Origin of the sequence: Mycobacterium sp. 852013-51886_SCH5428379 (assembly GCF_001665575.1) — a bacterium.
GTDB lineage: Bacteria > Actinomycetota > Actinomycetes > Mycobacteriales > Mycobacteriaceae > Mycobacterium.
The window spans coordinates 245,561-271,200 of record NZ_LZSU01000036.1 but is presented as its reverse complement, the minus strand read 5'-3'; the positions used below and the strand labels follow the sequence as shown (position 1 = coordinate 271,200).

Annotated in this window: 31 protein-coding genes and 1 pseudogene; 15 read left to right on the top strand and 17 right to left on the bottom strand. The window is 67.6% G+C overall.

The genetic code is table 11. From position 1 onward, the window contains the following. The first annotated feature begins 3 nt into the window (after positions 1–3). Positions 4–288: a 4a-hydroxytetrahydrobiopterin dehydratase gene (locus tag A5757_RS16050; RefSeq protein ID WP_066835817.1), complete on the top strand. Its 285-nt coding sequence runs from the start codon at positions 4–6 to the stop codon at positions 286–288. Here A5757_RS16050 and A5757_RS16045 read toward each other — a convergent pair. After that, positions 233–1,546, bottom strand: a complete 1,314-nt coding sequence (locus tag A5757_RS16045) for a mannosyltransferase (protein ID WP_066835815.1) — start codon at positions 1,544–1,546, stop codon at positions 233–235. The genes A5757_RS16050 and A5757_RS16045 overlap by 56 nt on opposite strands. Positions 1,547–1,615: 69 nt before the next feature. On the opposite strand from A5757_RS16045, the gene A5757_RS16040 reads away from it, so the two are divergent. Beyond that, the gene (locus tag A5757_RS16040) at positions 1,616–2,128 is read left to right on the top strand and encodes a hypothetical protein (RefSeq protein WP_066835813.1); all 513 of its coding nucleotides are present in this window, start codon (positions 1,616–1,618) and stop codon (positions 2,126–2,128) included. A gap of 36 nt (positions 2,129–2,164) precedes the next feature. Continuing rightward, the gene (locus A5757_RS16035; protein WP_066835811.1) at positions 2,165–3,187 is read left to right on the top strand and encodes a hypothetical protein; all 1,023 of its coding nucleotides are present in this window, start codon (positions 2,165–2,167) and stop codon (positions 3,185–3,187) included. A gap of 133 nt (positions 3,188–3,320) precedes the next feature. Here the strand turns inward: A5757_RS16035 and A5757_RS16030 are convergent, their stop codons facing one another. After that, positions 3,321–3,467: a DUF1059 domain-containing protein gene (locus tag A5757_RS16030; RefSeq protein ID WP_066835917.1), complete on the bottom strand. Its 147-nt coding sequence runs from the start codon at positions 3,465–3,467 to the stop codon at positions 3,321–3,323. A 123-nt stretch (positions 3,468–3,590) separates the two neighbouring features. Next, positions 3,591–4,169 (bottom strand): HhH-GPD-type base excision DNA repair protein, encoded by a 579-nt coding sequence (locus tag A5757_RS16025; protein WP_066835809.1) that lies wholly within the window; start codon positions 4,167–4,169, stop codon positions 3,591–3,593. 37 nt (positions 4,170–4,206) lie between these two features. Between A5757_RS16025 and A5757_RS16020 the strand changes: the two genes are divergently transcribed. The 7 genes from A5757_RS16020 to A5757_RS15990 all read left to right on the top strand — a co-directional run bounded on the left by A5757_RS16020 (position 4,207) and on the right by A5757_RS15990 (position 11,689). Further along, positions 4,207–5,397 (top strand): sensor histidine kinase, encoded by a 1,191-nt coding sequence (locus A5757_RS16020; RefSeq protein ID WP_066835807.1) that lies wholly within the window; start codon positions 4,207–4,209, stop codon positions 5,395–5,397. After that, on the top strand, positions 5,394–6,167 hold the full coding sequence (locus A5757_RS16015) for a LytTR family DNA-binding domain-containing protein (RefSeq protein WP_066835805.1): 774 nt from the start codon (positions 5,394–5,396) through the stop codon (positions 6,165–6,167). The genes A5757_RS16020 and A5757_RS16015 overlap by 4 nt, the downstream gene beginning before the upstream one ends. Further along, complete coding sequence (locus A5757_RS16010; protein WP_066835804.1) at positions 6,160–6,534, top strand: hypothetical protein; 375 nt, start codon at positions 6,160–6,162, stop codon at positions 6,532–6,534. Before A5757_RS16015 ends, A5757_RS16010 begins: the two co-directional genes overlap by 8 nt. Further along, positions 6,531–8,267 carry a cation acetate symporter gene (locus tag A5757_RS16005; protein WP_066835802.1) on the top strand — a complete coding sequence of 579 codons (1,737 nt, stop codon included), beginning with the start codon at positions 6,531–6,533 and terminating at the stop codon, positions 8,265–8,267. The genes A5757_RS16010 and A5757_RS16005 overlap by 4 nt, the downstream gene beginning before the upstream one ends. Positions 8,268–8,414: 147 nt before the next feature. Next, positions 8,415–8,768 carry a DUF485 domain-containing protein gene (locus tag A5757_RS16000; protein WP_156618441.1) on the top strand — a complete coding sequence of 118 codons (354 nt, stop codon included), beginning with the start codon at positions 8,415–8,417 and terminating at the stop codon, positions 8,766–8,768. Next, positions 8,765–10,390: a cation acetate symporter gene (locus tag A5757_RS15995; RefSeq protein WP_066835798.1), complete on the top strand. Its 1,626-nt coding sequence runs from the start codon at positions 8,765–8,767 to the stop codon at positions 10,388–10,390. The genes A5757_RS16000 and A5757_RS15995 overlap by 4 nt, the downstream gene beginning before the upstream one ends. A gap of 108 nt (positions 10,391–10,498) precedes the next feature. Then, positions 10,499–11,689, top strand: coding sequence for an MFS transporter (locus A5757_RS15990; protein WP_255360374.1), 1,191 nt, complete (start codon positions 10,499–10,501; stop codon positions 11,687–11,689). On the opposite strand, the gene A5757_RS15985 is transcribed toward A5757_RS15990, so the two are convergent. Next, positions 11,665–12,828: a sulfotransferase gene (locus A5757_RS15985; RefSeq protein ID WP_082929501.1), complete on the bottom strand. Its 1,164-nt coding sequence runs from the start codon at positions 12,826–12,828 to the stop codon at positions 11,665–11,667. The genes A5757_RS15990 and A5757_RS15985 overlap by 25 nt on opposite strands. Positions 12,829–12,940: 112 nt before the next feature. Between A5757_RS15985 and A5757_RS15980 the strand changes: the two genes are divergently transcribed. The 3 genes and pseudogenes from A5757_RS15980 to A5757_RS15970 all read left to right on the top strand — a co-directional run. After that, positions 12,941–13,516, top strand: coding sequence for a TetR/AcrR family transcriptional regulator (locus A5757_RS15980; RefSeq protein ID WP_066835791.1), 576 nt, complete (start codon positions 12,941–12,943; stop codon positions 13,514–13,516). Then, on the top strand, positions 13,513–14,613 hold the full coding sequence (locus tag A5757_RS15975; protein ID WP_066835789.1) for a DUF1214 domain-containing protein: 1,101 nt from the start codon (positions 13,513–13,515) through the stop codon (positions 14,611–14,613). Before A5757_RS15980 ends, A5757_RS15975 begins: the two co-directional genes overlap by 4 nt. A 51-nt stretch (positions 14,614–14,664) precedes the next feature. After that, positions 14,665–15,117, top strand: a pseudogene (locus tag A5757_RS15970) (acyltransferase family protein); the annotation flags it as partial. Between the two features lie 78 nt (positions 15,118–15,195). On the opposite strand, the gene A5757_RS15965 reads toward A5757_RS15970, so the two are convergent. From A5757_RS15965 to A5757_RS15935, 8 genes are all read right to left on the bottom strand, one after another. Next, positions 15,196–15,603, bottom strand: a complete 408-nt coding sequence (locus tag A5757_RS15965; protein ID WP_066835787.1) for a hypothetical protein — start codon at positions 15,601–15,603, stop codon at positions 15,196–15,198. Between the two features lie 71 nt (positions 15,604–15,674). Beyond that, positions 15,675–15,812 carry a hypothetical protein gene (locus A5757_RS23235; protein WP_156618439.1) on the bottom strand — a complete coding sequence of 46 codons (138 nt, stop codon included), beginning with the start codon at positions 15,810–15,812 and terminating at the stop codon, positions 15,675–15,677. 275 nt (positions 15,813–16,087) lie between these two features. After that, the gene (locus A5757_RS15960) at positions 16,088–16,441 is read right to left on the bottom strand and encodes a hypothetical protein (protein WP_066835785.1); all 354 of its coding nucleotides are present in this window, start codon (positions 16,439–16,441) and stop codon (positions 16,088–16,090) included. Then, a complete protein-coding gene (locus A5757_RS15955; RefSeq protein WP_231984010.1) occupies positions 16,438–16,701 on the bottom strand; it encodes a hypothetical protein in 264 nt (87 codons plus the stop codon). The genes A5757_RS15960 and A5757_RS15955 overlap by 4 nt, the downstream gene beginning before the upstream one ends. Before the next feature lie 50 nt (positions 16,702–16,751). Then, positions 16,752–17,573, bottom strand: coding sequence for a phage major capsid protein (locus tag A5757_RS15950; RefSeq protein WP_066835781.1), 822 nt, complete (start codon positions 17,571–17,573; stop codon positions 16,752–16,754). Between the two features lie 118 nt (positions 17,574–17,691). Then, complete coding sequence (locus A5757_RS15945) at positions 17,692–18,120, bottom strand: hypothetical protein (RefSeq protein ID WP_066835779.1); 429 nt, start codon at positions 18,118–18,120, stop codon at positions 17,692–17,694. 14 nt (positions 18,121–18,134) lie between these two features. Beyond that, complete coding sequence (locus A5757_RS15940; RefSeq protein ID WP_066835777.1) at positions 18,135–19,472, bottom strand: phage portal protein; 1,338 nt, start codon at positions 19,470–19,472, stop codon at positions 18,135–18,137. Positions 19,473–19,477: 5 nt separating this feature from the next. Next, positions 19,478–20,953, bottom strand: a complete 1,476-nt coding sequence (locus tag A5757_RS15935) for a terminase (protein ID WP_066835775.1) — start codon at positions 20,951–20,953, stop codon at positions 19,478–19,480. Between the two features lie 15 nt (positions 20,954–20,968). Between A5757_RS15935 and A5757_RS15930 the strand changes: the two genes are divergently transcribed. Together A5757_RS15930 and A5757_RS15925 are read left to right on the top strand one after the other, a co-directional pair. Next, entirely contained in the window at positions 20,969–21,562 is a 594-nt protein-coding gene (locus A5757_RS15930; protein WP_066835773.1) for a hypothetical protein, read from the top strand. A gap of 559 nt (positions 21,563–22,121) precedes the next feature. Beyond that, positions 22,122–22,385, top strand: a complete 264-nt coding sequence (locus A5757_RS15925) for a hypothetical protein (RefSeq protein WP_066835771.1) — start codon at positions 22,122–22,124, stop codon at positions 22,383–22,385. On the opposite strand, the gene A5757_RS15920 is transcribed toward A5757_RS15925, so the two are convergent. From A5757_RS15920 to A5757_RS15910, 5 genes are all read right to left on the bottom strand, one after another. Further along, positions 22,363–22,578 (bottom strand): hypothetical protein, encoded by a 216-nt coding sequence (locus tag A5757_RS15920; RefSeq protein WP_066835769.1) that lies wholly within the window; start codon positions 22,576–22,578, stop codon positions 22,363–22,365. The genes A5757_RS15925 and A5757_RS15920 overlap by 23 nt on opposite strands. A gap of 211 nt (positions 22,579–22,789) precedes the next feature. Beyond that, on the bottom strand, positions 22,790–23,194 hold the full coding sequence (locus tag A5757_RS22860; protein ID WP_082929488.1) for a hypothetical protein: 405 nt from the start codon (positions 23,192–23,194) through the stop codon (positions 22,790–22,792). 79 nt (positions 23,195–23,273) lie between these two features. Then, positions 23,274–23,831, bottom strand: coding sequence for a helix-turn-helix domain-containing protein (locus tag A5757_RS24035; protein ID WP_369815959.1), 558 nt, complete (start codon positions 23,829–23,831; stop codon positions 23,274–23,276). A 44-nt stretch (positions 23,832–23,875) separates the two neighbouring features. Continuing rightward, positions 23,876–24,100: a DNA-binding protein gene (locus tag A5757_RS23230; RefSeq protein WP_156618437.1), complete on the bottom strand. Its 225-nt coding sequence runs from the start codon at positions 24,098–24,100 to the stop codon at positions 23,876–23,878. 159 nt (positions 24,101–24,259) lie between these two features. Beyond that, positions 24,260–25,633, bottom strand: coding sequence for a recombinase family protein (locus tag A5757_RS15910; RefSeq protein WP_066835767.1), 1,374 nt, complete (start codon positions 25,631–25,633; stop codon positions 24,260–24,262). Positions 25,634–25,640 lie beyond the last annotated feature (7 nt).

Genomic DNA, 25,640 nt, shown 5'->3' with positions numbered 1-25,640 from the left:
ACCATGGCCGTGTTATCTGACGAACAAGTCGACGCCGCACTGCCCGATCTCGACGGCTGGGAGCGCTCCGACGGCGCGCTGCGCCGGTCGGTCGAGTTCCCCGCCTTCCTCGACGGTATCGAAGCGGTGCAGCGGGTGGCCGAACAGGCCGAGCGCAGCGACCATCACCCTGACATCGACATCCGTTGGCGCACAGTGACATTCGCGCTCGTCACGCATTCCGAGGGCGGGATCACCGAGAAGGATCTGCAGATGGCTCGGGAGATCGACGGGATCGTCGGCCGGTAGCGGCGATCCAGCCGAGCGTCGCCAGCGTCGCGACGGGGTAGATCAGCCCGGCCCAGGCCAGGTACCAGGGGCGCCCGATCTCCCAGATGGTGGGCTGCGCGAAGCTCAGCAGCCATGGCACCCCGACCACGGTGAGGACGAGCCACGTCCACCGCAGCGCGGCGGCGCCCTGGCGGTCCCGGAACGGGCCGTGCCACAACCAGATCAGCAACGGCAGCAGCCAGACCCAGTGGTGCGTCCAGGAGATCGGCGAGAGCAGCAGCCCGAACAGCTGCACGATCAGGATGGCGCCAAGCCGGTCGGCGCTGCCGCCGATCGCACGCCAAGCCAGAATCGCCAGCGCCGCGGTCACGAGAATGCCGATCACCACCACGGGTCCGTAGCCGGCGTCGTGGCCGAGGATGCGCGACACGCCGCCGCGCCAGGACTGGTTGAACGACGTCCCGATCGGGCCCACCCGGTCGGCGTCGCCGAGCAGATCGGTGAAGTACCGTCGCCCCGCCGGACCGACCGCCAGCACCGAGACCCCGACGGTGGCCAGGAAGACGATCGCCGAGAACACCGCGGCGCCCCACCGGCGGGCGCCCAGGAAGTACAACCCCGCCACCGCGGGTGTCAGCTTCACCCCGGCAGCCAGTCCCACCAGCAGACCCGACAGCCACCAGCGCGAGCTGAGGACCGCCCACAGGACGGCCAGCACCAGCACCACGTTCACCTGCCCGTAGTCGAAGGTGCTGCGCAGCGGTTCGAGCCAGATGCCGACGGCCGTCCACACCATCGCCACGCGGCGGTCGCCGGATGCGCCGAGCAGCCGCTGGCTGAGCCGCACCACGCCATAGAGCGCGGCGATGATGCCGATCTGCCAGCAGAAGGCCAACACGCCGAACGGCACCAAGCTCAGCGGATAGAAGAGCACCGCCGCGAACGGCGGATAGGTGAACGGCAGCGGGAAGTCCGGCGTCTGCTCGGCGTAGACGTAGTCGTAGAGCGACCCCGGATTGTTGAGTGCCTCGGCGCCGCCGACGTAGACGTGCAGGTCGACGAAGTTCGCGCCGTTGGGCACCAGGTAGGTCCAGGCCAGCCGGGCCGCGATACTCACGATGAGCAGCAGCGGGGCGGCCACGGACAGTCGGCGCACGGCTCCCGGCGCACGTGCCGGGGCGTCGGGTGAGGTGTCGATTCGCCCGACTCTACTGAGCCGCGCGCTCCGGTCTCCGTCGTCACTCACTTCCGTAACGACTCCATAAATGCCACACATGTCACTTGAGTAACACCAGTAACTGCGTAGCTTCGGGCGTAGACGTGCCCTCCAAGGATTGGGAGATCCATGAAGCTTCGCAGAAAAATGCTCGCTACCAGCATGATCGCCGCAGCGGGAGCGGTTCCGCTCGCCGTGGCGCTCAGCACCACCGCCGCGGCCCAGCCCGCTCCGACTCCGCCGGTCCCGGCCATCCCATTCCTGGACCAGCTCGGCAACGCGCCGGCGCTGCTGCAGAACCTGGCCAGCGCGCTCGCCCCGGCCGGCGCGGCGACCGGTGTCAGCCCGGCGGCCGTCACGGCTCCGGCGCCCGCGCCCGGTGCCACCGCGTCCATCACGCTGCCGCAGGCGCCGGCGGTCACCTCCCCGGTGGGCAGCCCGTCGACGCTGCCCGGCATGCCGGGGGCCGCGGCCGCCAACCCGTTGGCGGCCCTGATGCCCGCGGGCTCAGCGCTGACCAACCTGTTGCCCGCGGCGGGTTCGGCGACCAGCCCGGCACTGCCGGTGCTGCCCGCCGCGACTGCGGGGCCGGCCCCGAGCCTGCCGATGGGAACGCTGTTCCCCGTCTCCGCTCTGCCCTGACCCTGAATCACCGCGCACTACCACTCGAGGAGTGACATGGCTTCGGCTCAGACGTTGTTGAGGACCACGGTTGCGGCCGGGTCGTCGGTCGTACTGCTGTTCAGCAGTGCGCCGGCGCAGGCCCAACCGGCGCCCACGCTGCCCATCGACGCGCAGCAGGCACCCGGACTGCCGGCGATGGAAAGTCTGGGTCCGGTGATCCAGCAGGCCGCGGCCGATCCGAACAACGCCGCATCGATGCTGATGGCGGCCGCGGCCGCGTTCGTCGGCGACACGGCGGCGCCGACGCCGTCGCGCGACGTGGCCTCGGCGGTCAACTCCTTCGTGGCGGATCCGGCGGCGCACGTCCCGGCGCCGGGCGCGGGTCCAGGGCTCGAGGCGCACATTCCGGCGGGGATCAATCCGGCGTACGCCGTCGGGCCGGCGCCGGAGGCCGCGACCCCGCTCGAGATGCCGCACATGCCTGCGGCGGCGACGATGCCTGGTCCGCCGGGACCCGCTCCGGCCCCGGCCGCGGCTCCGGTTCCCGCTGCTCCTGAGGCCGTTCCCGGCGCTCCGGCTCCGGTGGCGGTGCAGTCTGCACCCGCTCCGGCGCCGGCGCCCGGTGCGGCTCCGGCGGGCACCCCCGGTCCGCCGGGGTTCGCCCCCGACAGTCCGCCCACGCAGGACTTCATGTATCCGTCGATCAGCAACGGCTGCCTCAAGGACGGCGGAAACGTGTTGGCCACGGCGATCTCGGTGGCCGGACCGGCGAAGATCCCGCTGCCGGGACCTGGACCGGGCCAGACCGCCTACGTGTTCACCGCGGTGGGCACGCCCGGGCCGGCCGCCGAGCAGAAGCTGCCGCTGAACGTGACGTGGGTGAACCTCACCACCGGCAAGTCGGGCAGCGCCACGCTCAAGCCGCGTTCGGACATCAACCCCGATGGGCCGACGACGTTGACCGCGATCGTCGACACCGGGTCGGGCAGCATCATGTCGACGATCTTCGGCCAGGTCACCACCACCGAGAAGCAGTGCCAGTTCATGCCGACGATCGGGTCGACCGTCGTGCCCTGAGCTCCGAACGTAAGAATTCCCGGTCGCCATCAGGCGGCCGGGGATTTTTCGTCGTTGGCGTCGACTTCTACGTCGGGGTCGTCGAACCGTGATCGGCACCGCCCTGGTGTAGAACTCGGCGAGACGGCTTGGCCTAGTAGGCCATGAACAGGATGGCGTCGCGGTCGTACTCGCGGCCGGGGTGCACCTCGGACAGATGTGCCTGGGCCTTCTCGACGAGGTCCTCCTCGTCCTTGCCGGTGATCGCCTCGCCGCACGGACAGTTCAGATGTGTCTTCATGTCCTCACCATATGCACCGAAGGGCATGTGAGCCAGCAGGATTGCCGATCCCCTCGCGCTGACTTTGCAGTGAGATCGTCATTTCGCGGAAATTCACGATCTCGCCGCAATGTCAACGCGCTCTCACAACTTCGCCGCCTTCGCAGCGGCCTTCATCTGCTTCTTGTACGCCCGGACCTTGTCCAGCGAGCCGGCGTCGGTCACATCGGCCACCGATCGGTAGGACCCGGCCTGCCCGTAATCCCCGGCCGCTTCCCGCCATCCCGTGGGGGTCACGCCGTACTGCTTGCCGAGCAGGGCGAGGAAGATCTTGGCCTTCTGCTCACCGAATCCGGGCAGCGCCTTGAGCCGCCGCAACACCTCGCGGCCGTCGGGATCGCCCGCGGTCCACAGCGCTGCGGCATCACCGCCGTACTGGTCGACGATCGTCTGCGCCAGCGTCTGGATGCGCTTGGCCATCGACCCCGGAAACCGGTGCACGGCAGGCGTCGTCGCACACAGTTCGGCGAACGCGTCGGGATCGTGGTCGGCGATCTCGCGGGCGTCGACCCCGCCCATCCGGTCGGCGATCTTCTTGGGCCCGCCGAACGCGACTTCCATCGGGATCTGCTGATCGAGCAGCATCCCCACCAGAAGAGCGAACGGGTTGGCCTCCAGCAGCGCGTCGGCCGCTGGATCCTGAACAAGCTGCAGTTTCGCCACGGCGCCAGTTTAAAGTGACCCGAAACGACGAGGTGAGATGTCGGGCGAGCTGGCGATAATCCTGGCGGCGGTGCTGATCTGCGCAGCGGTGGCCGCCGCGGTGGTCGTCGTGCGCACCCGCCGCGTCGTCGCCACACCCACCGAACGCGCCGTCCATACCGCCCTGCACACCGCGTCACTGGCCGCGCGAGCCCTGCGCCGCGGACTCGACGCCGACTCCGCCGAATCAGCGGCCCCGTTCCTGCGCAACCTGACCGGCACCGAGGGCGTCGCGCTCTTCGACGCCGACGGGCGCCTGCTCGCCCACGACCCCCGTGACGACGCCGTCTGGCGGCCGTCGGTCTCGGAGTTCGCCGCGGGCGCCGCGCAAGAGTCGATCGCCGGCGAACGCCGCGTGCTCAAGAAGACCGCCGGATCGTCGGCGATCGCCCAACCACTGCAGGCCGACAACGGAGATCTGCTCGGTGTGCTCACCGTCGTCACCACCCGCGATCCCGGCCCCGGCATGCTCGGCGCCATCGGGGAGGTGGCCCGGTACGCCGCAAGCCAACTCGAGCTCGCCGAACTCGACGCCTCCCGGGCCCGGCTCGACCGGGCCGAGGTGCTGGCACTGCGCGCCCAGATCAGCCCGCACTTCGTCTACAACGCGCTCAACACGATCGCCTCGTTCGTCCGCACCGACCCCGACCGGGCCCGCGAACTCATCCTCGAGTTCGCCGACTTCACCCGCTATTCGTTCCGCACCGCCGGGCAATACACGACGCTGGCCGAGGAGCTGCGCAACATCGACCGCTATCTGACGCTCGAACGGGCCCGCTTCGGCACCTCGCTGACCGTGCGCCTGCAGGTCGCCCCGGAGGTACTCAACGTCGTGGTGCCGTTCCTCGCGCTGCAGCCGCTGGTCGAGAACGCCGTCCGACACGGCTTCGCGGGCCGCGGTGGCGGCTCGGTCGAGATCGTCGCCCGTGACGAGGGCTCCGACTGCGTCATCACCGTCGAGGACGACGGCGTCGGCATGGATCCGGAGGCGTTGCGCGCCGGGCCGGGCGACCCGAATGACACCGGTGCCCACGTCGGACTGACCAATGTCGACCATCGCCTGCGCGCCGCTTTCGGCAACGACTACGGTCTGGTGGTCGAGACCGCGATCGGCGCGGGCACGCGCGTTGTCATGCGGGTGCCGAAGTTCCGGTCGGGCGTGCGGGCCAGCGGAGGTGCGTTCGAGTGAGGCTCACGGTGCTGGCCGTGGACGACGAGGCCCCGGCGCTGGACGAGTTGGCCTATCTGCTGGATCGCCATCCCGCCGTCGGCGAGGTGATCCAGGCCGGCGACGCGACGGCCGCGCTGCGAGAACTCAACCGCCATACTGTCGACGCGATCTTCCTCGACATCAACATGCCCGGACTGTCCGGCCTCGAACTGGCGGCCACCCTGGCCAACTTCGCGCACCGCCCCGCGGTGGTGTTCGTGACCGCCCACGACGACAAGGCCGTGGCCGCCTTCGACGTGGGTGCGGTGGACTATCTGCTCAAGCCGATCCGTCAGGACCGCCTCGACGAGGCCGTGCGACGGGTGAGCGCCGCCCGGGTGGCCGAACCGCAGACACCCGACGACGCTGAATCCGACGTGATCCCCGCCGAACTCGGCGGCATCACCCAGTTGGTGCCACGCGACTCCATCAGCTGGGTCGAAGCGGAGGGCGACTACGCCAGGCTGCACTCCGCGTCGGGTGCCCATCTGGTGCGGATACCGTTGAGCGCCTTGGAGACCCGCTGGCGCGACCACGGCTTTCAGCGCATCCACCGGTCCTATCTGGTGTCGCTGCGCACGGTGACGGGTTTGCGCACGTGCGACGGTGCGGTGCTGGTGCGGCTGCGCGCCAACGGCGCCTCACCCGCCGTCGAACTGCCCGTGAGCCGCCGGCAGGCCCGCGAACTGCGCGACCGCCTGGTGCGCGATCCGATGCGCCACCTCAAACCCACCGGCGCCGATGAGTGAACCCGAACGCCCGCAGCGGGAACGGATCGTGCTCGCCCACCGCCGCGGCGCGCGGATGGTGCGCACCCGGGTCGAGGTACAGGAGCAGACCCAGGTGGGCGACGCGCTGGTACGCGGCCTGGTCCGCGCGCAGCTCGGACTCGCGCTGCGGCTGACCGTCGTCATCGTCGCTGCTGTGGGGGCGATTCCGCTGCTCTACGCGGCGTTCCCGGGCCTCGGTGCGCTGACCGTGTTCGGGGTGCGGCTGAATTGGCTGATCCTCGCTCTGCTCGTCTACCCCCTGCTCTACGGCGCCGGGCGGCTCTATGTGCGGCTGGCCGAGCAGGCCGAACGCGACTTCGTCCGCGTCGTCGACGGCGAACCGTGACCGGCTCACCGCTGACCGCCGCTGCGCTGTTGGCGGCCGCCGTGGCGACGGTGGTGATCGGCGCGTACGGCGTGCGGTTCTCCCGCACGACATCGGACTTCCTCGTCGCCTCCAGGACCGTCGGACCGCAGTGGAACGCCGCCGCGATCTCCGGCGAATACCTCTCCGCGGCATCGTTTCTCGGGGTCGCCGGCCTGATCGCCAAATACGGGGCCGACGCGTTGTGGTACCCGGTCGGCTTCACCGCCGGCTATCTGGGACTGCTGCTGTTCGTCGCGGCGCCGCTGCGGCGGTCGGGTGCCTACACCGTGCCCGACTTCGCGGAGTTCCGGCTCGGCTCACCGCGGTTGCGCAAGGTGGCGATGGTGGTCGTCGTCGTGATCTGCGTGGTTTATCTGGTACCGCAGTACCAGGGTGCGGGTCTGGCGCTGAAAACGCTGCTCGGGATGCCGGTGTGGGTCGGCCCCGTACTGGTCGGCGTCATCGTGATCGCCAACGTCGTCGCAGGCGGAATGCGGTCGATCACGTTCGTCCAGGCCTTCCAGTACTGGCTCAAGCTGACCGCCGTCGCCGTCCCTGCACTCGCGCTGGTGGGGCTGTTCTCCGCCGACCGTGGCGAACTCGGCGGCACGCTGCCGCCCACCGTCCAGCGGCAGACCACGGTCACCATCGACACCGACGTCGTCGTGCAGGTGGTCCGACCCGACGGCATCACCGTCACCGGGAACCTCGACGGCGCCGACGTGACCGCCGCGCCCCTGACCGCCGCCGGCGACCACCACCTCACCGCGGGCAGCACCATGACGCTGGCAGGCGGCGCGTCCACCCCGGTGCTCGCCGGCACCCCCGCAGCCGGCGGTGATTGGATCGCCTCGGGCGGCGGGCTAGGCGGCGGACACCCGCTGTATCAGGTGATGTCGATCATCGTCGCGACGTTCCTGGGGACCATGGGGCTGCCGCACGTGCTCGTGCGCTTCTACACCAACCGCGACGGCCGGGCGGCCCGGCGAACCGCGCTGGCGGTCATCGCGCTGCTCGCGCTGTTCTATCTCTTCCCCACCCTGCTCGGGGTGTTCTCCCGGCTCTACGTCCCGCAGGTGCTGGTCACCGGAACCGCCGACGCCGCCGTGTTGTTGGCGCCCGGTGCTGCGATCGGCGGTCCGATCGGTCAGCTGCTGGCCGCGCTGGTGGCCGCCGGGGCGATCGCCGCCTTCCTCGCGACGTCGTCGGGGTTGCTGGTGAGCATCGCGGGAGCGCTGGCCACCGACGTGCTGCGCGGACGGATCCGGGACTTCCGGCTGGCCGCGGTGATCGGCGGTCTGATCCCGATTCCGTTGTCGCTGGCGATCTCCGGGCTCGAGCTGTCCCGCAGCGTCGGCCTGGCGTTCGCGGTCGCGGCGTCCACGCTGTGCCCGCTGCTGGTGCTCGGGATCTGGTGGCGCGGACTGACCGCCGCGGGCGCAGCGTGCGGTCTCATCGTCGGCGGCGCCGCCTCCGCAGCAGCGGTCACCCTGGCGATCACCGGCGTGGTCGACGAAGGCGCGCTCGGCGGATGGCCCGCGATGATGATCGGCTACCCCGCCGCGGTCACGGTGCCGATCGCTTTCGCGACGATGATCGGCGCCAGCCTGCTCACCCGGCGCAGCGCGCCGCCCGACGTCGCCAGCGTCTTCGCCCGCATGCACGTGCCGGAACGTCTGGGTCTCGGCGTCGAGCGCATGCCGAGGGGATGAGCGCTCACCGTTCGTCGCCGGTCATCGACCGCTCACCGCAGCGCTACCTGTCTTCGCCGTGTGACCCCACGAAGAAGCGGGTATGTGACGTGCGTCTCAATTAGTTTCAACCGAGAACCGCTGCACACGACGAGGTCAGGAGTCACGGTGTCCGAAACGGAGCTTCCACCGCGCGAGGCACATATGCCCACCGGGGAGCAGTATCTGGCCATGCAGGCCAGCCCTGAATTCCAGGATCTACGACATAGGTTGCGCCGCTTCGTCTTTCCGATGAGCGCAGCCTTCCTCATCTGGTACGCCTCCTACGTGCTGCTCGGCGCGTTCGCCCATGACTTCATGGCGATCCAGGTCTGGGGCAACATCAACGTCGGTCTGCTGATCGGTATCGGGCAGTTCGTCACCACGTTCCTCATCACCGGCATCTACGTCCGCTACGCCAACAGGGTGATCGACCCGCGCGCCACCGCACTGCGCGAGGAACTGGAAGGACACGCACCGTGACCACGCTGGCCGCCGAGACCGTCGGCAACCCCGTCGCGAACATCTCGATCTTCGGGCTGTTCGTTCTGGTGACCCTGTTCATCGTCATCAAGGCGAGCAAGAAGAACGCCACTGCCACCGAATTCTTCACCGCCGGAAGAGCTTTCACCGGCCCGCAGAACGGGATCGCGATCAGCGGTGATTATCTGTCAGCCGCGAGCTTCCTCGGCATCGCCGGCGCCATCGCGGTCTACGGCTACGACGGCTTCCTCTACTCGATCGGCTTCCTCGTCGCCTGGCTGGTCGCGCTGCTCCTGGTGGCCGAATTGCTGCGCAACACCGGCAAATTCACCATGGCCGACGTGCTCAGCTTCCGGCTCAAACAGCGCCCGGTGCGGTTGGCCGCAGCCACCAACACCCTCGCGGTGTCGCTGTTCTACCTGCTGGCCCAGATGGCCGGTGCCGGTGTCCTGGTCGCGTTGCTGCTCAACATCGAGAGCGGTCTCGGACAGTCGATCGTGATCGCGGTCGTCGGCGTGTTGATGATCGTGTATGTGCTCGTCGGCGGGATGAAGGGCACCACGTGGGTGCAGATCATCAAGGCGGTGCTGCTGATCGGCGGCGCGGGCATCATGACGTTGATGGTGCTGGCGAAGTTCGGCTTCAACTTCTCCGAAATCCTGGGCACCGCGCAGTCGATGGTCAGCGGCAGCACCGATGCGAAGGTCGCGGCCCGTGACGTACTCGCCCCCGGCGCCCAGTACGGCGCGTCGTTGACCACGCAGATCAACTTCATCTCGCTGGCGCTGGCCCTGGTGCTCGGCACCGCGGGCCTGCCCCACGTACTCATGCGCTTCTACACCGTGCCGACGGCCAAAGAGGCCCGTCGCAGCGTGGTCTGGGCGATCGCGCTGATCGGCGCCTTCTACCTGTTCACGCTGGCGCTGGGTTACGGTGCCGCCGCCCTGGTCGGCCCGGACCGCATTCTGGACGCGCCCGGCGGGGTGAACTCCGCGGCACCGCTGCTCGCCTTCGAGCTCGGCGGGGTGATCCTGCTCGGCGTCATCTCCGCGGTGGCGTTCGCGACGATCCTCGCCGTGGTCGCCGGGCTGACGATCACCGCGTCGGCGTCGTTCGCCCACGACATCTACGCCAGTGTGCTGAAGAACGACAACGTCTCCGAGGCACAGCAGGTCCGGATCTCGCGGATCACGGCGGTGGTGCTGGGCACGCTGGCGATCGGACTGGGCATCCTGGCCCGCGAACAGAACGTCGCATTCCTGGTGGCACTGGCCTTCGCGGTGGCCGCTGCGGCGAATCTGCCGACCATCCTGTACTCGCTGTACTGGCGGCGGTTCAACACCCGCGGTGCGCTGTGGAGCATGTACGGCGGATTGATCTCGACGATCGTGCTGATCGTGTTCTCCCCCGCGGTGTCCGGTACGGCGACCTCGATGATCAAGGGCGTCGACTTCGCGTGGTTCCCGCTGGCCAACCCGGGCATCGTGTCGATCCCGCTGGCGTTCATCCTGGGCATCGTCGGCACGCTGACCTCGCCGGATGACGAGGACCCGACGATCGCCGCCGAGATGGAGGTGCGGTCGCTGACCGGGGTGGGTTCGGAGAAAGCCGTCTCGCACTGACCCGGACGTGACCAGCGGGGAAGCCCGCGGCGATCTGCCGGTGTTACATCACCAGTGACACCGACTCGCCGCGGGCTTCTCCTCGCCCATCCCCTACCGTCGGATGCCGTGCCGCGTCCCGTGAGCCGATACGCCTTCGCCCTGCTGGCGTACGCGTTCGCGGTGATCATGCTCGGTACCACCGTGCCCACTCCGCTCTATGCGCTCTACGCCGACCGGATGGACTTCGCGGTCCTCACCACGACGATCATCTACGCCGCCTACGCCGGCGGTGTGCTGGCCGCCCTGTTGGTCTTCGGTCGCTGGTCGGACGCCGTCGGGCGACGGCCGATGCTGTTGGCCGGGGTCGTGTCCGCGATCGCCAGCGCGGTCGTCTTCCTCGTCGCCGACTCGGTGGGGGCCTTGGTGGTCGCCCGGGTGCTGTCCGGGCTGTCGGCCGGCCTGTTCACCGGGACGGGGACGGCTGCGATCATCGAGGCCGCCCCGCAGCATTGGCGCTCCCGAGCGACGGCGGTGGCAACGGTCGCCAACATCGGTGGACTGGGCGCAGGCCCGCTGCTCGCCGGCATCCTGGTGCAGTACGCGCCGCAGCCTCTGCATCTGGTGTTCGCCGTCCACATCGCGATGGCCGCGCTGGCCGGTATCGCAGTGCTCGTCGTCCCGGAGACGTCACCGCGCAGTGGCCGGATCGGGTTGCAAAGGCTGTCGGTGCCGGCCGAGGCGCGCTCGGTGTTCGTGATCGCCGGGCTCGCCGCGTTCGCCGGCTTCGCCGTCACCGGCCTGTTCACCGCGGTGGCGCCGTCGTTCCTGGAGGAGGTGCTCGGCATCGGCCACCACGCGGTGGCGGGCGCGGTCGTCTGCACCATCTTCGCGGCTTCGGCGGTCACCCAGGTGGCCGCCAACCGCATTCCGCCGCCGCGCGCGGTCGCCGTCGGGTGCGCGATCCTGGTGGCCGGGATGACGGTTCTGGCTGTGGCGCTGCAGTTCTCGTCGTTACCGGGTCTGATCGCCGCGGCCGTGATCGCCGGTATCGGTCAAGGGATGAGTTTCAGCCGCGGGCTGGCCGCCGTCTCCGAACGCACGCCGCCCGAGAGGCGCGCTGAGGTCAGCTCCACCTACTTCGTGGTCGCCTACGTGGCGATCTCGCTGCCGGTGATCGGTGAGGGTCTGGCCGCCCAGACGTTCGGTTTACAGACCGCCGGGGTGTGTTTCGCGATCGCCGTCGCGGTGCTCGCGGCGATCTGTCTGGCCGCGATCCTGATCCGGGGGCGCGGTCACTCCAGGAATCGGGCCGCGTAGGGCGCGAACCGGGTTCGCAGCTCGGCTTCGTCGAGACCGAACATCTCACACGACGTGGCGACCCGGCCGAGACGGCCGCGATGATGACCGGCGAGATAGTCGGACATGACCGACCGGCACTCGTCGGTCAGCGGTTCGCCGGCGAGATCGTAGATCCGCTGCGCGACGCCGAGTTCGTCGGCCATGAAGTCGTCGAACCGTACGTCGGTGGAGCGGTGCGGGCCGACGGCCTCGCGGTCGGCGACCAGGCGGCCGAGCATCCGCTCGAGACGGTCGATCCAGTAGGCGGCGATGTGCTCGACCGGGACGGGGCTGCGGTGCATGCGAGCCGAGTACGTGATCATCGCGATCATCGACAGTGCGACCGGAACCGGGTCGCGGTGGGTGAACACCACCACGGCGTCGGGAAAGGTTTTCGCCAGCACCGGGATCTGCTCGAGGTGCTGCGGTGATTTGAGCAGCCACCGTCGTCCGCCGCGCAGAAACTGCAGCGCCTTGAGCTGCACGGCCAGATGCGCGTAGTGCGGGCTCTGCTCGTGGCACAGATAGTGGTCGCGCCAGCGCGGCACGTCGGCCAACGTCTCGAAGAACATGGTGGAGAAGTCGTTGGCCAGCAGCTGGATCTCTTCGTGCACGTGATCGGTGGTCATCTCGTGCATCAGCCGGAAGTGCGGCATCACCAGATCCATCATGGTGACGGCCATGTCCATCCGGGTGCGCCGCGGGTCGGGTTCGACACCGGCCTCGGCCGCAAGCGGGTACGGTTCGACGCTCTCCCAGTAGGGCAGCGTGCGGAAGGTCGGCGGGGCGCCCAGCAGATTGTGCAGGTGGGTGGTGCCCGTCCGCGGCAGCCCCGCGATCACCACGGGCGCCGTCAGCTCGATGTCGTGGATCTCGGGGTGGCGCGTCAGCAGATCGGTGAGCAGCAACCGGTTCTTCAGCAGCTGCAGTAGCTGGGCGTGGAAGTTGACGACGCCGGCCGGTTCCAGGCCGTCGATCTCCCGCAGCGCGGCGAGATAGACGTCGAGCCGCTCGCGGTAGTCGTCGGCGCCGAAGTCGTCGAGCCCGGTCTCGGCGCGCGCTTTGGCGTGCAGGACGTCGGAGTCGAGCGGACAGTCCGGCGCCAACGTGGCCATCATGTCGCGGATCCGGTCGGCATCGGGGCTGAAGCGGGGTGCCGCGAGGTCGTCGAGCGTCACGACGGCGGCTGTGGCGTCGGTCACAGCGACTTATGTTACTCTGAGTTCCGTAATGGCGACGGACTTCGGGCGGCCCCGCGATCGACGAATCGACGCCGCGGTGCTGTCCGCCGCGGTTGAACTGCTGACCGGCACCGGATACGCCGACCTCACCGTCGAGGCGATCGCCCGGCGTGCACACACCAGCAAGCCCGCCATCTACCGGCGCTGGCCCAGCAAGGCGCACCTCGTGCACGAGGCCGTGTTCCCGATCGATGCGAGCACCGACCTCCCCGACACCGGATCACTGACCGGCGACGTGCAGGAGATGCTGCGTCGCACCGTCGCGGTGCTGACGACCCCGGCGGCCAGGGCGGCGCTGCCCGGACTGGTCGCGGAGATGGCTACCGACCTCACCCTGCACGCGGCACTTCTGGCGCGCTTCCACGACATCCTGGGCCGCGGACTGGCCGACCGGCTGACCCGCGCCGCCGAACGCGGTGAGGTCCGACCGGGGGTGACACCTGCCGACCTCACCGAGGCGCTGGCCGGCATCACCCTGCTCGCACTGCTGACCCGCGGTGACGGCCTCGACGACACCTGGATCGACCGCACCTCCACCCTGATCACGAAAGGCATCTCGGCATGACGCATGAATCCACGGCCGCATGGCGTGAACTGCTCGACACCCTCGGCAGGCTCGACAGCTCCTTTTTGGAGGGGGACCGCGCCGTCACCGACGACCGCCACATCGCCGATGGCTACCGCATGCTGGCCACCACACTCGGCGTCGCCTTCGACACCTACCTGTTCGCCGAACGCAGCCGCCCCGTCTTCGTCGCCGTGAACACCCCGTTCCGCCGCGACCGCCGCTGGGGCGGTGACAACACCGACGCCTACTACTTCATGTGCCCGGTCGACGAGAACCGCCGCTACCGCATCAGCGGCAACCGCGGCGACAGCGTCTACTTCTCGGTGACCGCCTACAACGAACCGTCGCCCGGCGCCTGGTCGGACCGCATCGTCGCCGTCATCCGCGACGACGACCTGACGGTGGACCAGGACGGAGAGTTCACCTTCGATCTGGGGCCGCTGCCAGGAGCCGCGGTGCTGATGACGCGCGACTACCAGGCCGATCCACTGACCGGCCGCCCCGTCGAGTGGCGGATCGAGGCGCTCGACGAACCCGATCCGATCCGCCACGGTGACGCCGAGACCGCCGCCGGGCTGCGCGCGAGCGCGGCATGGATGCGCACGATGTTCGCCATCCTGCCGCTGACCATCGGCGTGCGCGCCGACACTCAATCATTGGGTCACGAGATCGCTCATGCGGCAAATGAATTCGCCGACCCGTACCAGGTACCCGATGCGAACTTCGGCTGGTCGGCGCGAGACGCATGCTATTCCTACGGCAGCTTCGTCCTCGCCGACGACGAAGCCCTGGTGATCACCCACCGGCCGCCGTCATGCCGGTTCTGGAACCTGGTGGTGTGGAACCCGTTCATGGCCGGTCCGTGCGTGACCGACGCCCGGACGTCGGTCAACGGGCACAGTGCGGTCCCGAACGCCGACGGATCGGTGACCGTGGTGCTTTCCAAGAATCTGACCGCCCACCCGAACGCGATCACGACGATGGACTATCCGAGCGGCAACCTCGCCTTCCGCTGGTTCCTCGTCGACGAGGTGCCCGCCCGTCCGCAGGTCTCCCTGGTCAAGATCGCCGACGCGCCGGTGGCCGTGCAGTAGAGGGGTTTCTACTCAAGACGGTGGGTGCCGCGCCTCCCTAGCGTTGCGGCCATGCCACCTGCGACCCGCATGTTCCCCAGCCCGGCCGAGGTCACGGCCGGCACACCGGCCGGCCGCGACCGCGCCATCGACGTCATCCGCATCACCGCACTGCTGGCGGTGGTGCTCGGCCACACGCTGATGGCGACCAGCACCCTGCGCGACGACGTGTTCATCTGGGACAACCTCCTCGCGGAGGTGCCGGCGTTCCAGGCGCTGACCTGGATCTTCCAGATCATGCCGCTGTTCTTCTTCGCCGGAGTCGCCGCCTGCCTCGACTCGTGGCGGCCGGGCCTGAGCTGGGGCGGCTGGCTACTGCGCCGCTGCACCCGCCTCTACCGGCCGGTGTTCTACTACCTCGCGTTCTGGGGCGTGGCGCTGACGGCGTTGCGGTTCATGGTGCCCGTGCACGTGTACGAACCGATCGCGGGAATCTCGGTGCAGCTGCTGTGGTTCCTGGGGTCAGGTTTAGGGCCCTGATGTGGAACAGGACCCCGCCCGGTCGTGTTCGGGCAGGGTCCTGGCGCGTGGGTGGTGGGGTGGTCAGTCCCAGTTGATGGAGTCCGCAACGGCCTTGCGCCGCGCCTCCTCGGTGTCCCGGTCAGCGGTCTCGCGGTCGGCCTTCTCCTCGGCTTCTCTCTCGGCTGCCAGACCCCTGGACTCGATCTCTTCGAGGAATGCCTTGATCTCATCCCGAGCCTCGGCTACCTCTTCGATGGTTGTCCTCCAGGCCATCATCACGTTGTCCGGCAAGCTGTCGCCGGTCGCGCCGATGCCAAGCGGCCGGTCAACGGCAGACACGTTGATGAGGTTCACCTCATACACCGTGAGGTCCCGACTCAGGTCGAACCGCACGTTGTACTTTTCTCCGGCTTTCGTCCCCGCCCGCTGTCCGCGCTCGAAGTAGGGTTCGGCCTTGACGATCTTGAGCGGTTTGCGGTCCTGGGGCATGCGGGCGGTTCCTTCTTCGGAAAGAGTCGGATTGAACTTGTCCAGAATACTTGGCCGCCCGCCGGGGACGGTCAGCCGAACGGCAACGCCTTGACCGCTTCCCACTCGGCTCGCTGCTGGGCGGTCAGTACCGGGGTGTTCTCCGGGTCTAGTGGGCGGGTGCGGACGGTGATCAGCCCGAGTCGGCGGGCTTCTGCGAGTGTGGTCACAGCGCAGAACCGTAGACCCACTCGCGTGAATCAGCACGCACCACAACATCTTTGGACGCCCTAGACCGGATCAGTCCACATCAGTGCTTGGACACTGAAACGAAAGCAGCCCCACCCGAAGGTGGGGCTGCTGACGGGACGGGAAGAGAGGCCGTCTCGATGCCCCCGCGCCTGAATCCACGCAGGCCGGTGGCGTACTGCCGAGTCATCGCCAGATACCTCGGCAGCATGTTTGGTGCCACCCGCATCCCTGTCCTGGAACGGATGGCAAGCATTCAGTTGTGGAGTGCGCCGACCTGGTGCCAGCGGTACCGGGCCGGGGCACCGGTCAGGGAATGAGGTCGGCCCCACAGGGCAGGGCCGGACACCTTGAGGCGGGTGCCGTCCTCGGCGATGAGGGTGTCGCCGATCTCCAGGGCGATGGCGGCGACCGGCACCCCGATCAAACCCTCGGTGGAGACAACGTCCCCTCGGGTGGAGACCCGTTCGACGGACTGCCCGCCGAGGATCGCGCCGTCGATGTCGCCGACGTTGGTGCCGTTCCCGCCGACACGGATGGGGTGGCCGTCCTGGTCGACAGGATCGCCGTGGGCGTTACGGGCCGGGGCGCGGTAGACGGTGACCCTCACAGAGCACGCTGCCTGTGCCGGTTCAACGTGAAGAGTTCGGAGACCGTGAACGATCCCGGCGATGACCGGTAGCTGGCGCTTGACGGTCCCTCGGTCTCGTCCATCGCGATCATGCGCGGGTGGGAGACCAGGCGGGCCGCGAGTCCGAGGATGACCGATGCCAGTTCGTCGTTGGGCACCCAGCCGGGGCCACCGCGAACGTAGGCGCGAACCTGCGCGGTGGCCACCCGGAGGACAGCGCCCGCCTGCTCCGCAGACACTGCCCTACCCAGGAAGTCGCCCAACTCGGTTGGAGTCGGGGTTGGCATGGTCAGGCCGCGTCGTGCAGGCGAACGACACCGGCAGGGTTGGCGAACCCGAACCCGACACGGGCGGTCGCACGGACCTGGACGGCGTCCTCGGCGAACGCGGCCGACGCGTCCTTGACGATGGTGGTGCCGGTGCGCTGCACGGTGAACACCTGCGAGCTGTCCAGGCCCCACGCGTTGCCGGGGGCGATGTCCGGGCTCACCAGCACCGTGACACCGGCCAGGGTGGCGATGTCATCGAACAGCGGCTTGTTGGACTCGCCGTTCTCCTTCGCCAGCTCCAGGGCCTCGGCAACATCGAGCGCCAGGATGAAGTGGGTCAGCTCGGCACCATCGGCACGGGCGGCGTACTTCGCCTTGATGAACGCGTCACGCGAGGTCAGCGTGTAAGTGCCGGTGTCGACCACGTTGATGCCCGTGAGCGACAGCAGGCCGGATGGCCCGCCGCTAGTCGTGTTGGCGAAGAACGCCTTGTCGATGCCCTTGGCGACCGAGCGGGCAAGGGAGCGGCCGGTGTTCTCGGCGGCGGCAGGGTTGGTGTCCTGCGCGGCCTCGTTGGAGATCTGGGTGCGACCGGCGACCTTCTTCGGGGTTACAACCAGCTCACTGGCGGATGGGTCAGCCAGGGCGATGGTGGTGTTCTCGCCGTACCACGCGACGGCAGGGTCGGCGGTGTGCATTGGGGTGCGCCAGGTCTCCGAGGTGGTGGAGATCTTGGTGGCGGCCTGGAAGGCGATGGACTGCTCAGCGATGACGAGATCGATGAGGGTGCCGTAGTCCTCGGGGGTCCAAGCCTGTGGGAGGTTCTGGTTGAGTACAGCCATAATCAATGTCCTTGTGTGTCAACAGTTTTGGATTACGCCGCCGGGGCGTGAGAGGTGAGCGCCAGGCTCAAGGGCGACGTTGACACCAGGTCGTTAGTCTCCCTAATGGTACCGCGAGTTAGCTGAAAAGCGACGAGAAGTCTCGCGGGCCTGTGTCTCGTCCCCCCTGAGCGCCTTGTCCGACACTGCCGGTGACCCGGCGGGCCTTGATGTAGGGACGTTCGGTGATCGCGGCTTCGATGGCGGCGCTGAGGGCGTCGGCGTCGTCCAGGAGGTCGGCGTCATACGCAATCTCGGCGGGGTTCTCGACCATGCCGAGGGCGGCGACGCGGGCCGTGAACAGGGCGCGGGCCAGTTCGTCGGCGCGGGCCTCGGCGGTGCGGGCCTTGTCACGGTGACCGGCGGACTCCCGGCGCAGCGTCTCGACATACTCACGCGGGAATGAGTCGCCCGCTGCCGCATCGGGATTGGTGTCCGGTGTGGTGACCCCAACAGGGTCGGTTTCGTCGGCCTCCGTGGCCGCTGGGCCGGCCTTTGTATCGCTCATTGTGTCGTGTCCTCTCAGCGGTCTGTCATGTCGGCCATGAAGCGCCCGAACTTGATGTCCTGGCCGACCTGCGCGTCGCGGTCGATGGCAGCCAGTTCTGCGTCGATCTCGTCCTGGCTCATGCCGATCCGGGCCAGGGTGGCACGTCGGGACAGCAGTCCGGACTGGAAGAGCTTCACGGCGGCGTCGGCCTCCTGGGCCTCGGAGCGGGTCGCAGCGGAAGCCCACTTCACGCGAAGCGGGATCGCAGCCGGATCGAGACCGGTCTCGACGGCAATCAGCAGACGGCCGACCTGTTCGAAGGCACGCCCGAACGCGAGTTGCTTCTGTTCGCAGCGGGCGGTCAGCGATGCCTCGGCAGCCCTCAGGCCATCCGCGCTAGGCACCTGCGCAGCCGTCAATGGCGAAAGGTAATGCGCGGGAAGCGAACTGACAGCCGATAGCTGGGAAATGATCACCTGCACGCCCTCCCGGAAACCTGACAGGTCCGACGCGGAGAGCTGCCCAAACTTCGTGTCCGGGTTCTCGCTGATCAAGGTCTGCACCACGTTCACGTCATCGATGGGCGAGACGGTGTCAATGATCGGTTCGCCGTTGCCGTCCAGGATCGGATTGCCGTCCCGGTCGAGACGGGCTCGCTCTACAAGCTCAAGCCCGGAAATCCACCGACGCGGCTTACCAGCGGCCTCGGAGGCCACCATCATGTCGGCCAGCAGCTTGTTGAGCGCATCGACCAGCGGCATCACGTCGCGGATCTCCGAGGCACCGTTGTCCACCGGCACCAGGGGCACCACGCCCAGCGGGTTATCGAGCGTCTCGGCGATGCGGAAGCCTGCGACGGCTGCGCCCTGTGTGTCAGCCACCCAGTGCTCCACCCGGTCGGGTAGATACACCCAGGCATGTGTGGTCTTCGCTCGGTCGTCGCTGTACCGCTTGACCCCGGCGAGGACGCTGCGGTCTGCCGGGTCGCGGATCACGGCGCACTGACGGGGCGACTCGACGGAGGCAACGGGCTTGCCGTCCTTGCCCCACACCAGGACGTAGCCGGTGCCGTAGAGCAGTGCGGCCCGCATGGCGTCGGCTGCCTTCTGGTCGAGATCAGCCGCAGTGAATGCCTCCCAGGCGCGGGCGTCGGAGAAGCCGACGATGCGAAGCCGCTCCACAATCGAGTCGACCGATAGGGCTGGGATGTTGCTGGCGATGCGGGTCAGGCGGTCCCCCAATGCCTTTCGGCTCTGGGGGCTGATAAAGGCTAGCGGCTGGGTTCCGGTGGCGTATCGCTCAAGTTCGGTGAACGTTCCCTGTGGGGCGTTCAGTGAGTGGAGCAGGTCGGTCAGTAGGTCGGCGGACAAGGGGGTCAGATTCCAATCACTCGGGAACGTCGCTTGCGGGTGTTGTTGGCCAACCAAGTGGCTCTGCTCCAAGCCATCAGCAGCGCGGCCAAACAGTCGATCTTCCCGGCGCTGCGTTTGCGGGAGGTCTTGCCGATGCGTAGGCCGCCGTTGGCGTCGATGACCTGGGCGGCCAGGGCGTGGCGGGTCAGCGTCTCGTGCCCGGAGTGGGTGAACTCGCCGGACAGAACGGCACCGTGCAACGCGGTGGTCACCTTGGTGAGACGCGACGGGGACCACGGGAACTCACTGACGGTCAGGCCTTCGGCCTGCAGCACCTGCAGGGTGCGGCCAAGGCGGAAGGGGTCGGCGACCACTTCGCGCACGTTGTATCGCTTCGCGGCGTCCCTGATGTCCCGCTCCACCTGCAGCAGGTCCACGCGCCAGTTCGGATCTCCGGGGTTCTCGTAGCAGGCGAGCACATCGAAATGTGGTGTTGCACTGACGGTGCCGATGATCAGGGCGCAGGCGTCGGAATCGCGGCCACCGAACGCGCCGTCCAGACCAATCACCACATCCACACCCTCGGGGATCGGTTCGACGGTACTCAGACCCTCCCAAGTCGAGGGGTTCACAAATGGGTGCTCGTTACTGGTGACCACCTGACAGAGGCGCTTTCGCCTGTACTCGGCCTCGCCCACCTGAGCTAGCAACGCCGTAGCCCGGTGCCGGTCCAGCAGATCGTCCAGTTGCGGATTGGCCAACTCAAGGCAATGCACGCACGCGGCGTCATGGTGCTCGAACCCTGCAGCACTGAACTCAACGAACGCCAGCGTCGGAGCGTCGGGATTCGCCAAGTGCTGGCTGCGCAGATCGGTCAGAACCGACTGGTCCCGGTTCGGCGGGGTGCCGATACCCAGCACCATGGCCGCGTCGAGCTTGCCTGCACCCAGGAGCAGCGTCGTCCAGGTGTCCGGATCAATCTCGCCGATCTCGTCGGCCAGGGCGATGCTCCACGTTCCCAGACCCTCGATGCGCTTCGCCTCAGCGGGAAGGGCCATCAGGCTGGACCGCTTACCCGGCACATCGATGTGATCGCGAAACACCTGGGCCCGATTCGCCAGTGCGGGGTTGAGCGCGACCATTTGCGCGGCGGGCGACAGCAGCCGCATCGCCATTCGCTCATCGACAGCCACGATTGGGATCTCATTTCCCTGTGGACCTTCAAACAATTCGTACAGCCCCAAGGCCGCGAAGATCCCCGTCTTACCTAGCCCGCGAGGCCCCATGATTGCGCCGATAACCGGACGCGGAACAGGGTCAAGAAACGGCCGCAGCATCTCGACCTGCCAGGGGCGAATACGCATCTGCTCGCCTGCGCCGCGCCCCTTCGGGACGGTCAGAAATTGATGGGCCCATGCCGCGAACCGCTCAGCACCAATCAAGTCGGAATTGAATGGAAGCGGACTGGGGTCGGATGCCCGTTTTGGCCCGGCAGGCATGAGAGACTTCCTCGGGTGGGGTGGTGGGAAACGGTTACGCAAATCGGTGGGCTTGCGGGTCTCGGGAGTCTTGGTCTCGGCGCCTTCAACACGTGGCAGGCGAGAAAGCAAGATGCGGCCAAGGCGGAGCAGGAGCGAGCTAAGCCCGCGCAAGAGCGACAGCGTCAGCTAAGGGAACGACTGCGTAGGCTGTTGCTCGATGCTCAGGGTGAACTCAAGAGGTTGAAACAGGCGTTGGATTCTGGCGACCCCCCACCTGATGACGTGCTTGGTATTTTCGTCACGTTAGAGGAGCAAATCGAAACGCTAGGAACGGAGGGGCTAACGTCCCCGACCTCAAGCTGGCTTACAGACATCCGTACAGCGGCTTACATGGTTCCCAGCGATCTTGAAAACGTGAAGTGGTACGCCGACCGACTCAAGAAGGCATACAGCCGCGATCAGGTAGACACCGAAGAGGTAGAGCAGGCTAGCCGGAAACTAAACGCAAGTCGAAGCAGGCTGCAGCGACAGATCGATTCTGCACTCCTGTCTTTCGAGAAGTGGATCGGAATCGTCGCCAGCATGGACGATGGCGACGAGAAGTTGATTCAACGCTACAAGAGCTAATCTGCCCTCCTGCAGAAAGTAATCGACCCTGCGCTTTGCCCGTCTGGGTCTCGGTCCAGATCACTTGGGGCCCGTCCCCGCATCGCTTTGCTGGTCCCTGCGCGGCCCGTGAGCGCACGTTTAGGCGTCGGGCGCAGTCAGGGGCGAGAAGATGACTCTCGTTGCGTCAGGGGCGCGTCTAGACGGTGCGGGTGACGTTCTCGCCGCGTGCTGCTCCGAGCTTGTTGTTACAGCTCATGCACTGGACTGAGAGGCGTCCTGCTGCAACGTCTTTGAGGGTGAGTCGCCTGCCTGCTTGGATGAGCGCCCACGCTTCTGGGCCGTGGTCGAGGGTTAGCGGGTTGCGCGGTGTGCCGGTGGTGAGGCACGTGCTGCAGAAGCCCTGCGCCGTCGTCGCGGCCTTGCTAAGACGCCGCCACCATGCGGGATAGCCGCGCTTCGCTGCAGAGGGTTTCGAGGGGCTGGGGAGCCGGCAGTCAGGGCATCGCGACCCTGAGCCGATGAGGTCGCCGCATTCGATGCACGGACGGAACAGGCTTCCCACTGCGATACTCCGTTCATGTACGACAAGGCAGCGAGAGCGGAGAACACGCGCCGTGCAATCGCGGTGATGACCGCCTACTTCGCGGAGGAGGAGGGCACTGCCCTCGCCTCACAGATCGCCAGCGAATACGTCAGTGAGCCAGGCGGAGTGCAGGGTCTGTTCGACGGGTTCGTCCACTTGTCCTCACGCCTCATCCAGATGTTTGAGGCGGCCGGGTTGCCACGTTCGCAGGTGTTGCAGATGGTGGCCGAGGCGGTTAACGAGACGGACCAGGAGTAGCGGGCTGGGCGGACGCGGCGGCCTCGGCGTACATCTGGTTCACCAGGCGCTCGCGGGCGGCGATCTCGTTGTCGGCGGCGTCGAGCTGCTCGCGCAGGTATCGCGAGCGGATTCGCTCTTCGCGCAGCAGGACGGCGGGGTCGGTGCTGCGCGGGCTGGCTGCGTAGTCGGACGGCTTGATGTAGCCGGTCATGGGTGCCTCTTCCGTGGTGCGGGTTCGGGGATGGAGTAGGTGCGCGGGCGGTGTGGGACGTGGCAGCCAGCTAGAACGGCCGTGGAACCGAGGGACTCACGGGTGTGGATGTGAATCCCGGCCTTGCACTGGAACGGGCAGCGGATCGTGACCCAGCGGTGGCGCATCTGCAGAATCGAGGCGCTGCCGGTCGCCCAGACGGCCGGTGCGGTCACGGCGACCACTCCCACACGTTGGGTGTGCCGTACAGCCGCTTGTACACGCGCATGATCCAGTCGCGGGCGTCGGCGACGAGGAAGGCGAGCCCCTGTTCGGCGGTCATGCCGGACGGTGCGGTCGTCGGCACGTAGGTCAAGCCCAACCACTTGGCTACCGGCGCGGCGTCGCCGATCTCGAACTGTCGCTTGAGGAAGCTCACGTAGTCGCAGCGAAGCTGCGGGGTTCCTTCGGGCCGGAAGGCGCGGGCCTGGTCCTCGGTGAGCCGGGATGCCGGGCAGCGGCGCTGCCGTGGCCCGTGCTGGAAGTAGGTTCCCTTAGCGGGGTCGCGGGCAACATCCTTGGCGCACAACGGGCATGTGGTGCGCGGGTATCCGTGGGTGACGGTGGTCTGGCTCATGTCTTGTCAATCCCGTTCTGCCGCAATTGTTTATGTCCAATCCTATAGGGCCTGGATCGGGGGATACAGGGAGATGTGGTCACCGACTCGCGCCAGTGAGCACCTGTGCTGCGTAGTCCGCGATCCCGAAATCTGATCGGTAGTGGTCGGTGCATACGCGCCCGTCCCACTCGCAGCGTTGGCAGCCGTCCTGGTAGCCGTCCCGCTTGTCGTGGTGCGGGAACCGGCCGACGACGGCGGGTGGCGCAGGATCGCCCGCGACGGGATCTGATGTATCTGGATCTGGTGTAAGAGGATTTGGTAGAGGCTCTGGTGGGAGGGTCTGAGGCCCGGTTGACATGTCGTCAATGTCCGGTTGAGTGTCGCGAGTGTCCGGTTGAGTGTCGTCAATGTCCGGTTGAGACGGGACGGTCAGCGAGTAGACGGACGCCCACCGCGCACCGTCACCGGACCGGCCACCGGTCGATTCCTTGCGCAGCCACCCGGCCGCACATAGCGCCTGCAGGGCACGTCGCACGGTGCGTTCGTTGATGCCGACATCTTCGGCGATCCGCTGGACACCCGCGTAGGCGTTGGTGCCGTCAGCGTTCGAGTAGTCCCAGACTGCGAGTAGTACACATCGCTCCGCGAGGGTCATCTTGGCTCCGCGTAGAGCCTTAATGTACGCGAACTTGTCGACGCTCAACGGACACCGGCCCGTGCTGTACGGGCTTCCTCGGCACGCAGCCAGTCACGTACCTCTGACTCGTAAGCCACGATCCGGCCGCGGTGTAGGAAGGTTCGAGGGCCGCGCTGGTTTTGCCGCATCCAGCGCACCGTGTGGCGGGTGCGGTCGATTGCCACGGCGATCTCGTCCAGGCTCAGTAGCCGGTCGCCACGTAGTGGTGTGCTCAATTGCTGCTCCATCCGCAGGCTGGTAGATGCGCCATGGCGGGATCGGTGAATAGCGAACCGGGAGAGTCAATCACCCGTATGTCCATTGTCTCACGCAATCGCTCGACAGAGCATCGAGTATTAGCTGAGAGACATGTTCCCACGCAGCGGAGGGAGGTTACAGGGGGACCGTCAGGCGCTTCGCCACTCCACCTCAATACCGGTGCCCACCGGGAAGGACTTGCCGCCCTTCCCGAGCCGGTTGACCGTGATGCGAGTTGTGAGCGTCTGAATGAGCATGCGCTTGCGGTCCACCTCCAGGCTGTCCCACTCGGCACTCAGGTCTGCGTAGGACAGAACATCCTGCACTGCGTGGCGGTGCACGCTCGCCGCGATCTTCTCCTCCACCTCTGCAAGGCTGGCTTTCATCGTCTCGGTGGCTGCCCGCAACTGGCTGGCCGTCAGTTCACCCACCGCGAACTCTATTGCGAGGGAATCCATTCGTGCCCGGATCACGTCAGCCTGAGCCTGCAACACCGAAACGTCTTCGCCGGTGTCGGGACGCGCCCACTGGCGGCGGCTCAGCGTCTGCACCATCAGCTCAGACACCCAGGCGTCCAGCTCGTCCACCTTGCGGTTCACCTTGTAACAGCCCATGGTCTTGCACTTGTAGATCCTCGGCCCGCCGTTTTCGCGCCTGCCGGTACCCAGGCCCTTGCCGCATTCGCCGCACACCAGCAGCCCGCCGAGGAGCTGTACCCGTGCCCGGTCAGCGCCCCACTGCCGACCCTTGCCCGACATGACGACGCACGCCGCCTCCCACGTCGCCCGGTCCACGATGGCAGGCCAGTCACCCGGGCCAACCACGTCGCCCTTGTAGGCCCGGAGACCGGCGTTGCGCGGGCTGCGGAGCACGCGGCCGACAGACGTGGAGTCGAACAGGTTGCCGCTCTGCGTCGTCCTCAGTCCCGCTTCGTTCCACTGCTTCGCGATCCGGTACAGGGTTGCTCCCCGTAGTAGGTCGGCGTAGCCCTGGCGCACGGCCTCAGCCTCGGCCGGGTCCAGTCGTGGGTCCACGTGGTCGTAGACGTAGCCGAAGCTGCGGTGTCCCCACCCCTTGCCGTTCGCGGCGAGCTGCCGCATGGCCCGCTTCTGCCGTGCGGTACGGCGCTCCCCTTCACCTTCACTGACGGCACCGAGGATCTTCGCGACGAGTCGCCCCGAGTCGGTCGACAGATCGAGGTCGCCCGACTCGACGGTCGCGATGGTCACGCCACGTTCGTTGCACAGCTCGATCAGCGGCAGGAGATCCCGCAGCTTGCGGTACAGCCGGTCAGGGTGCCACGCGACGATTGCGCTGATGCGGCCCTCAGCGATGTCCGTGAGCATCCGCTGATACTCCGTGCGGATGCCACGGGTCGCGCTGGTGTTGTTCTCCATGTACTCGACCGGGTGGGACCACCGCCGCGCCTCACACAGCGCCAAGCAGTCCTCCCGCTGGCGGTCTATGCCCAGCTCAAGACCGGCCTTGTCGAGAGACTGCCGCAGATAGATGGCCGTTCGCATGTAGCGG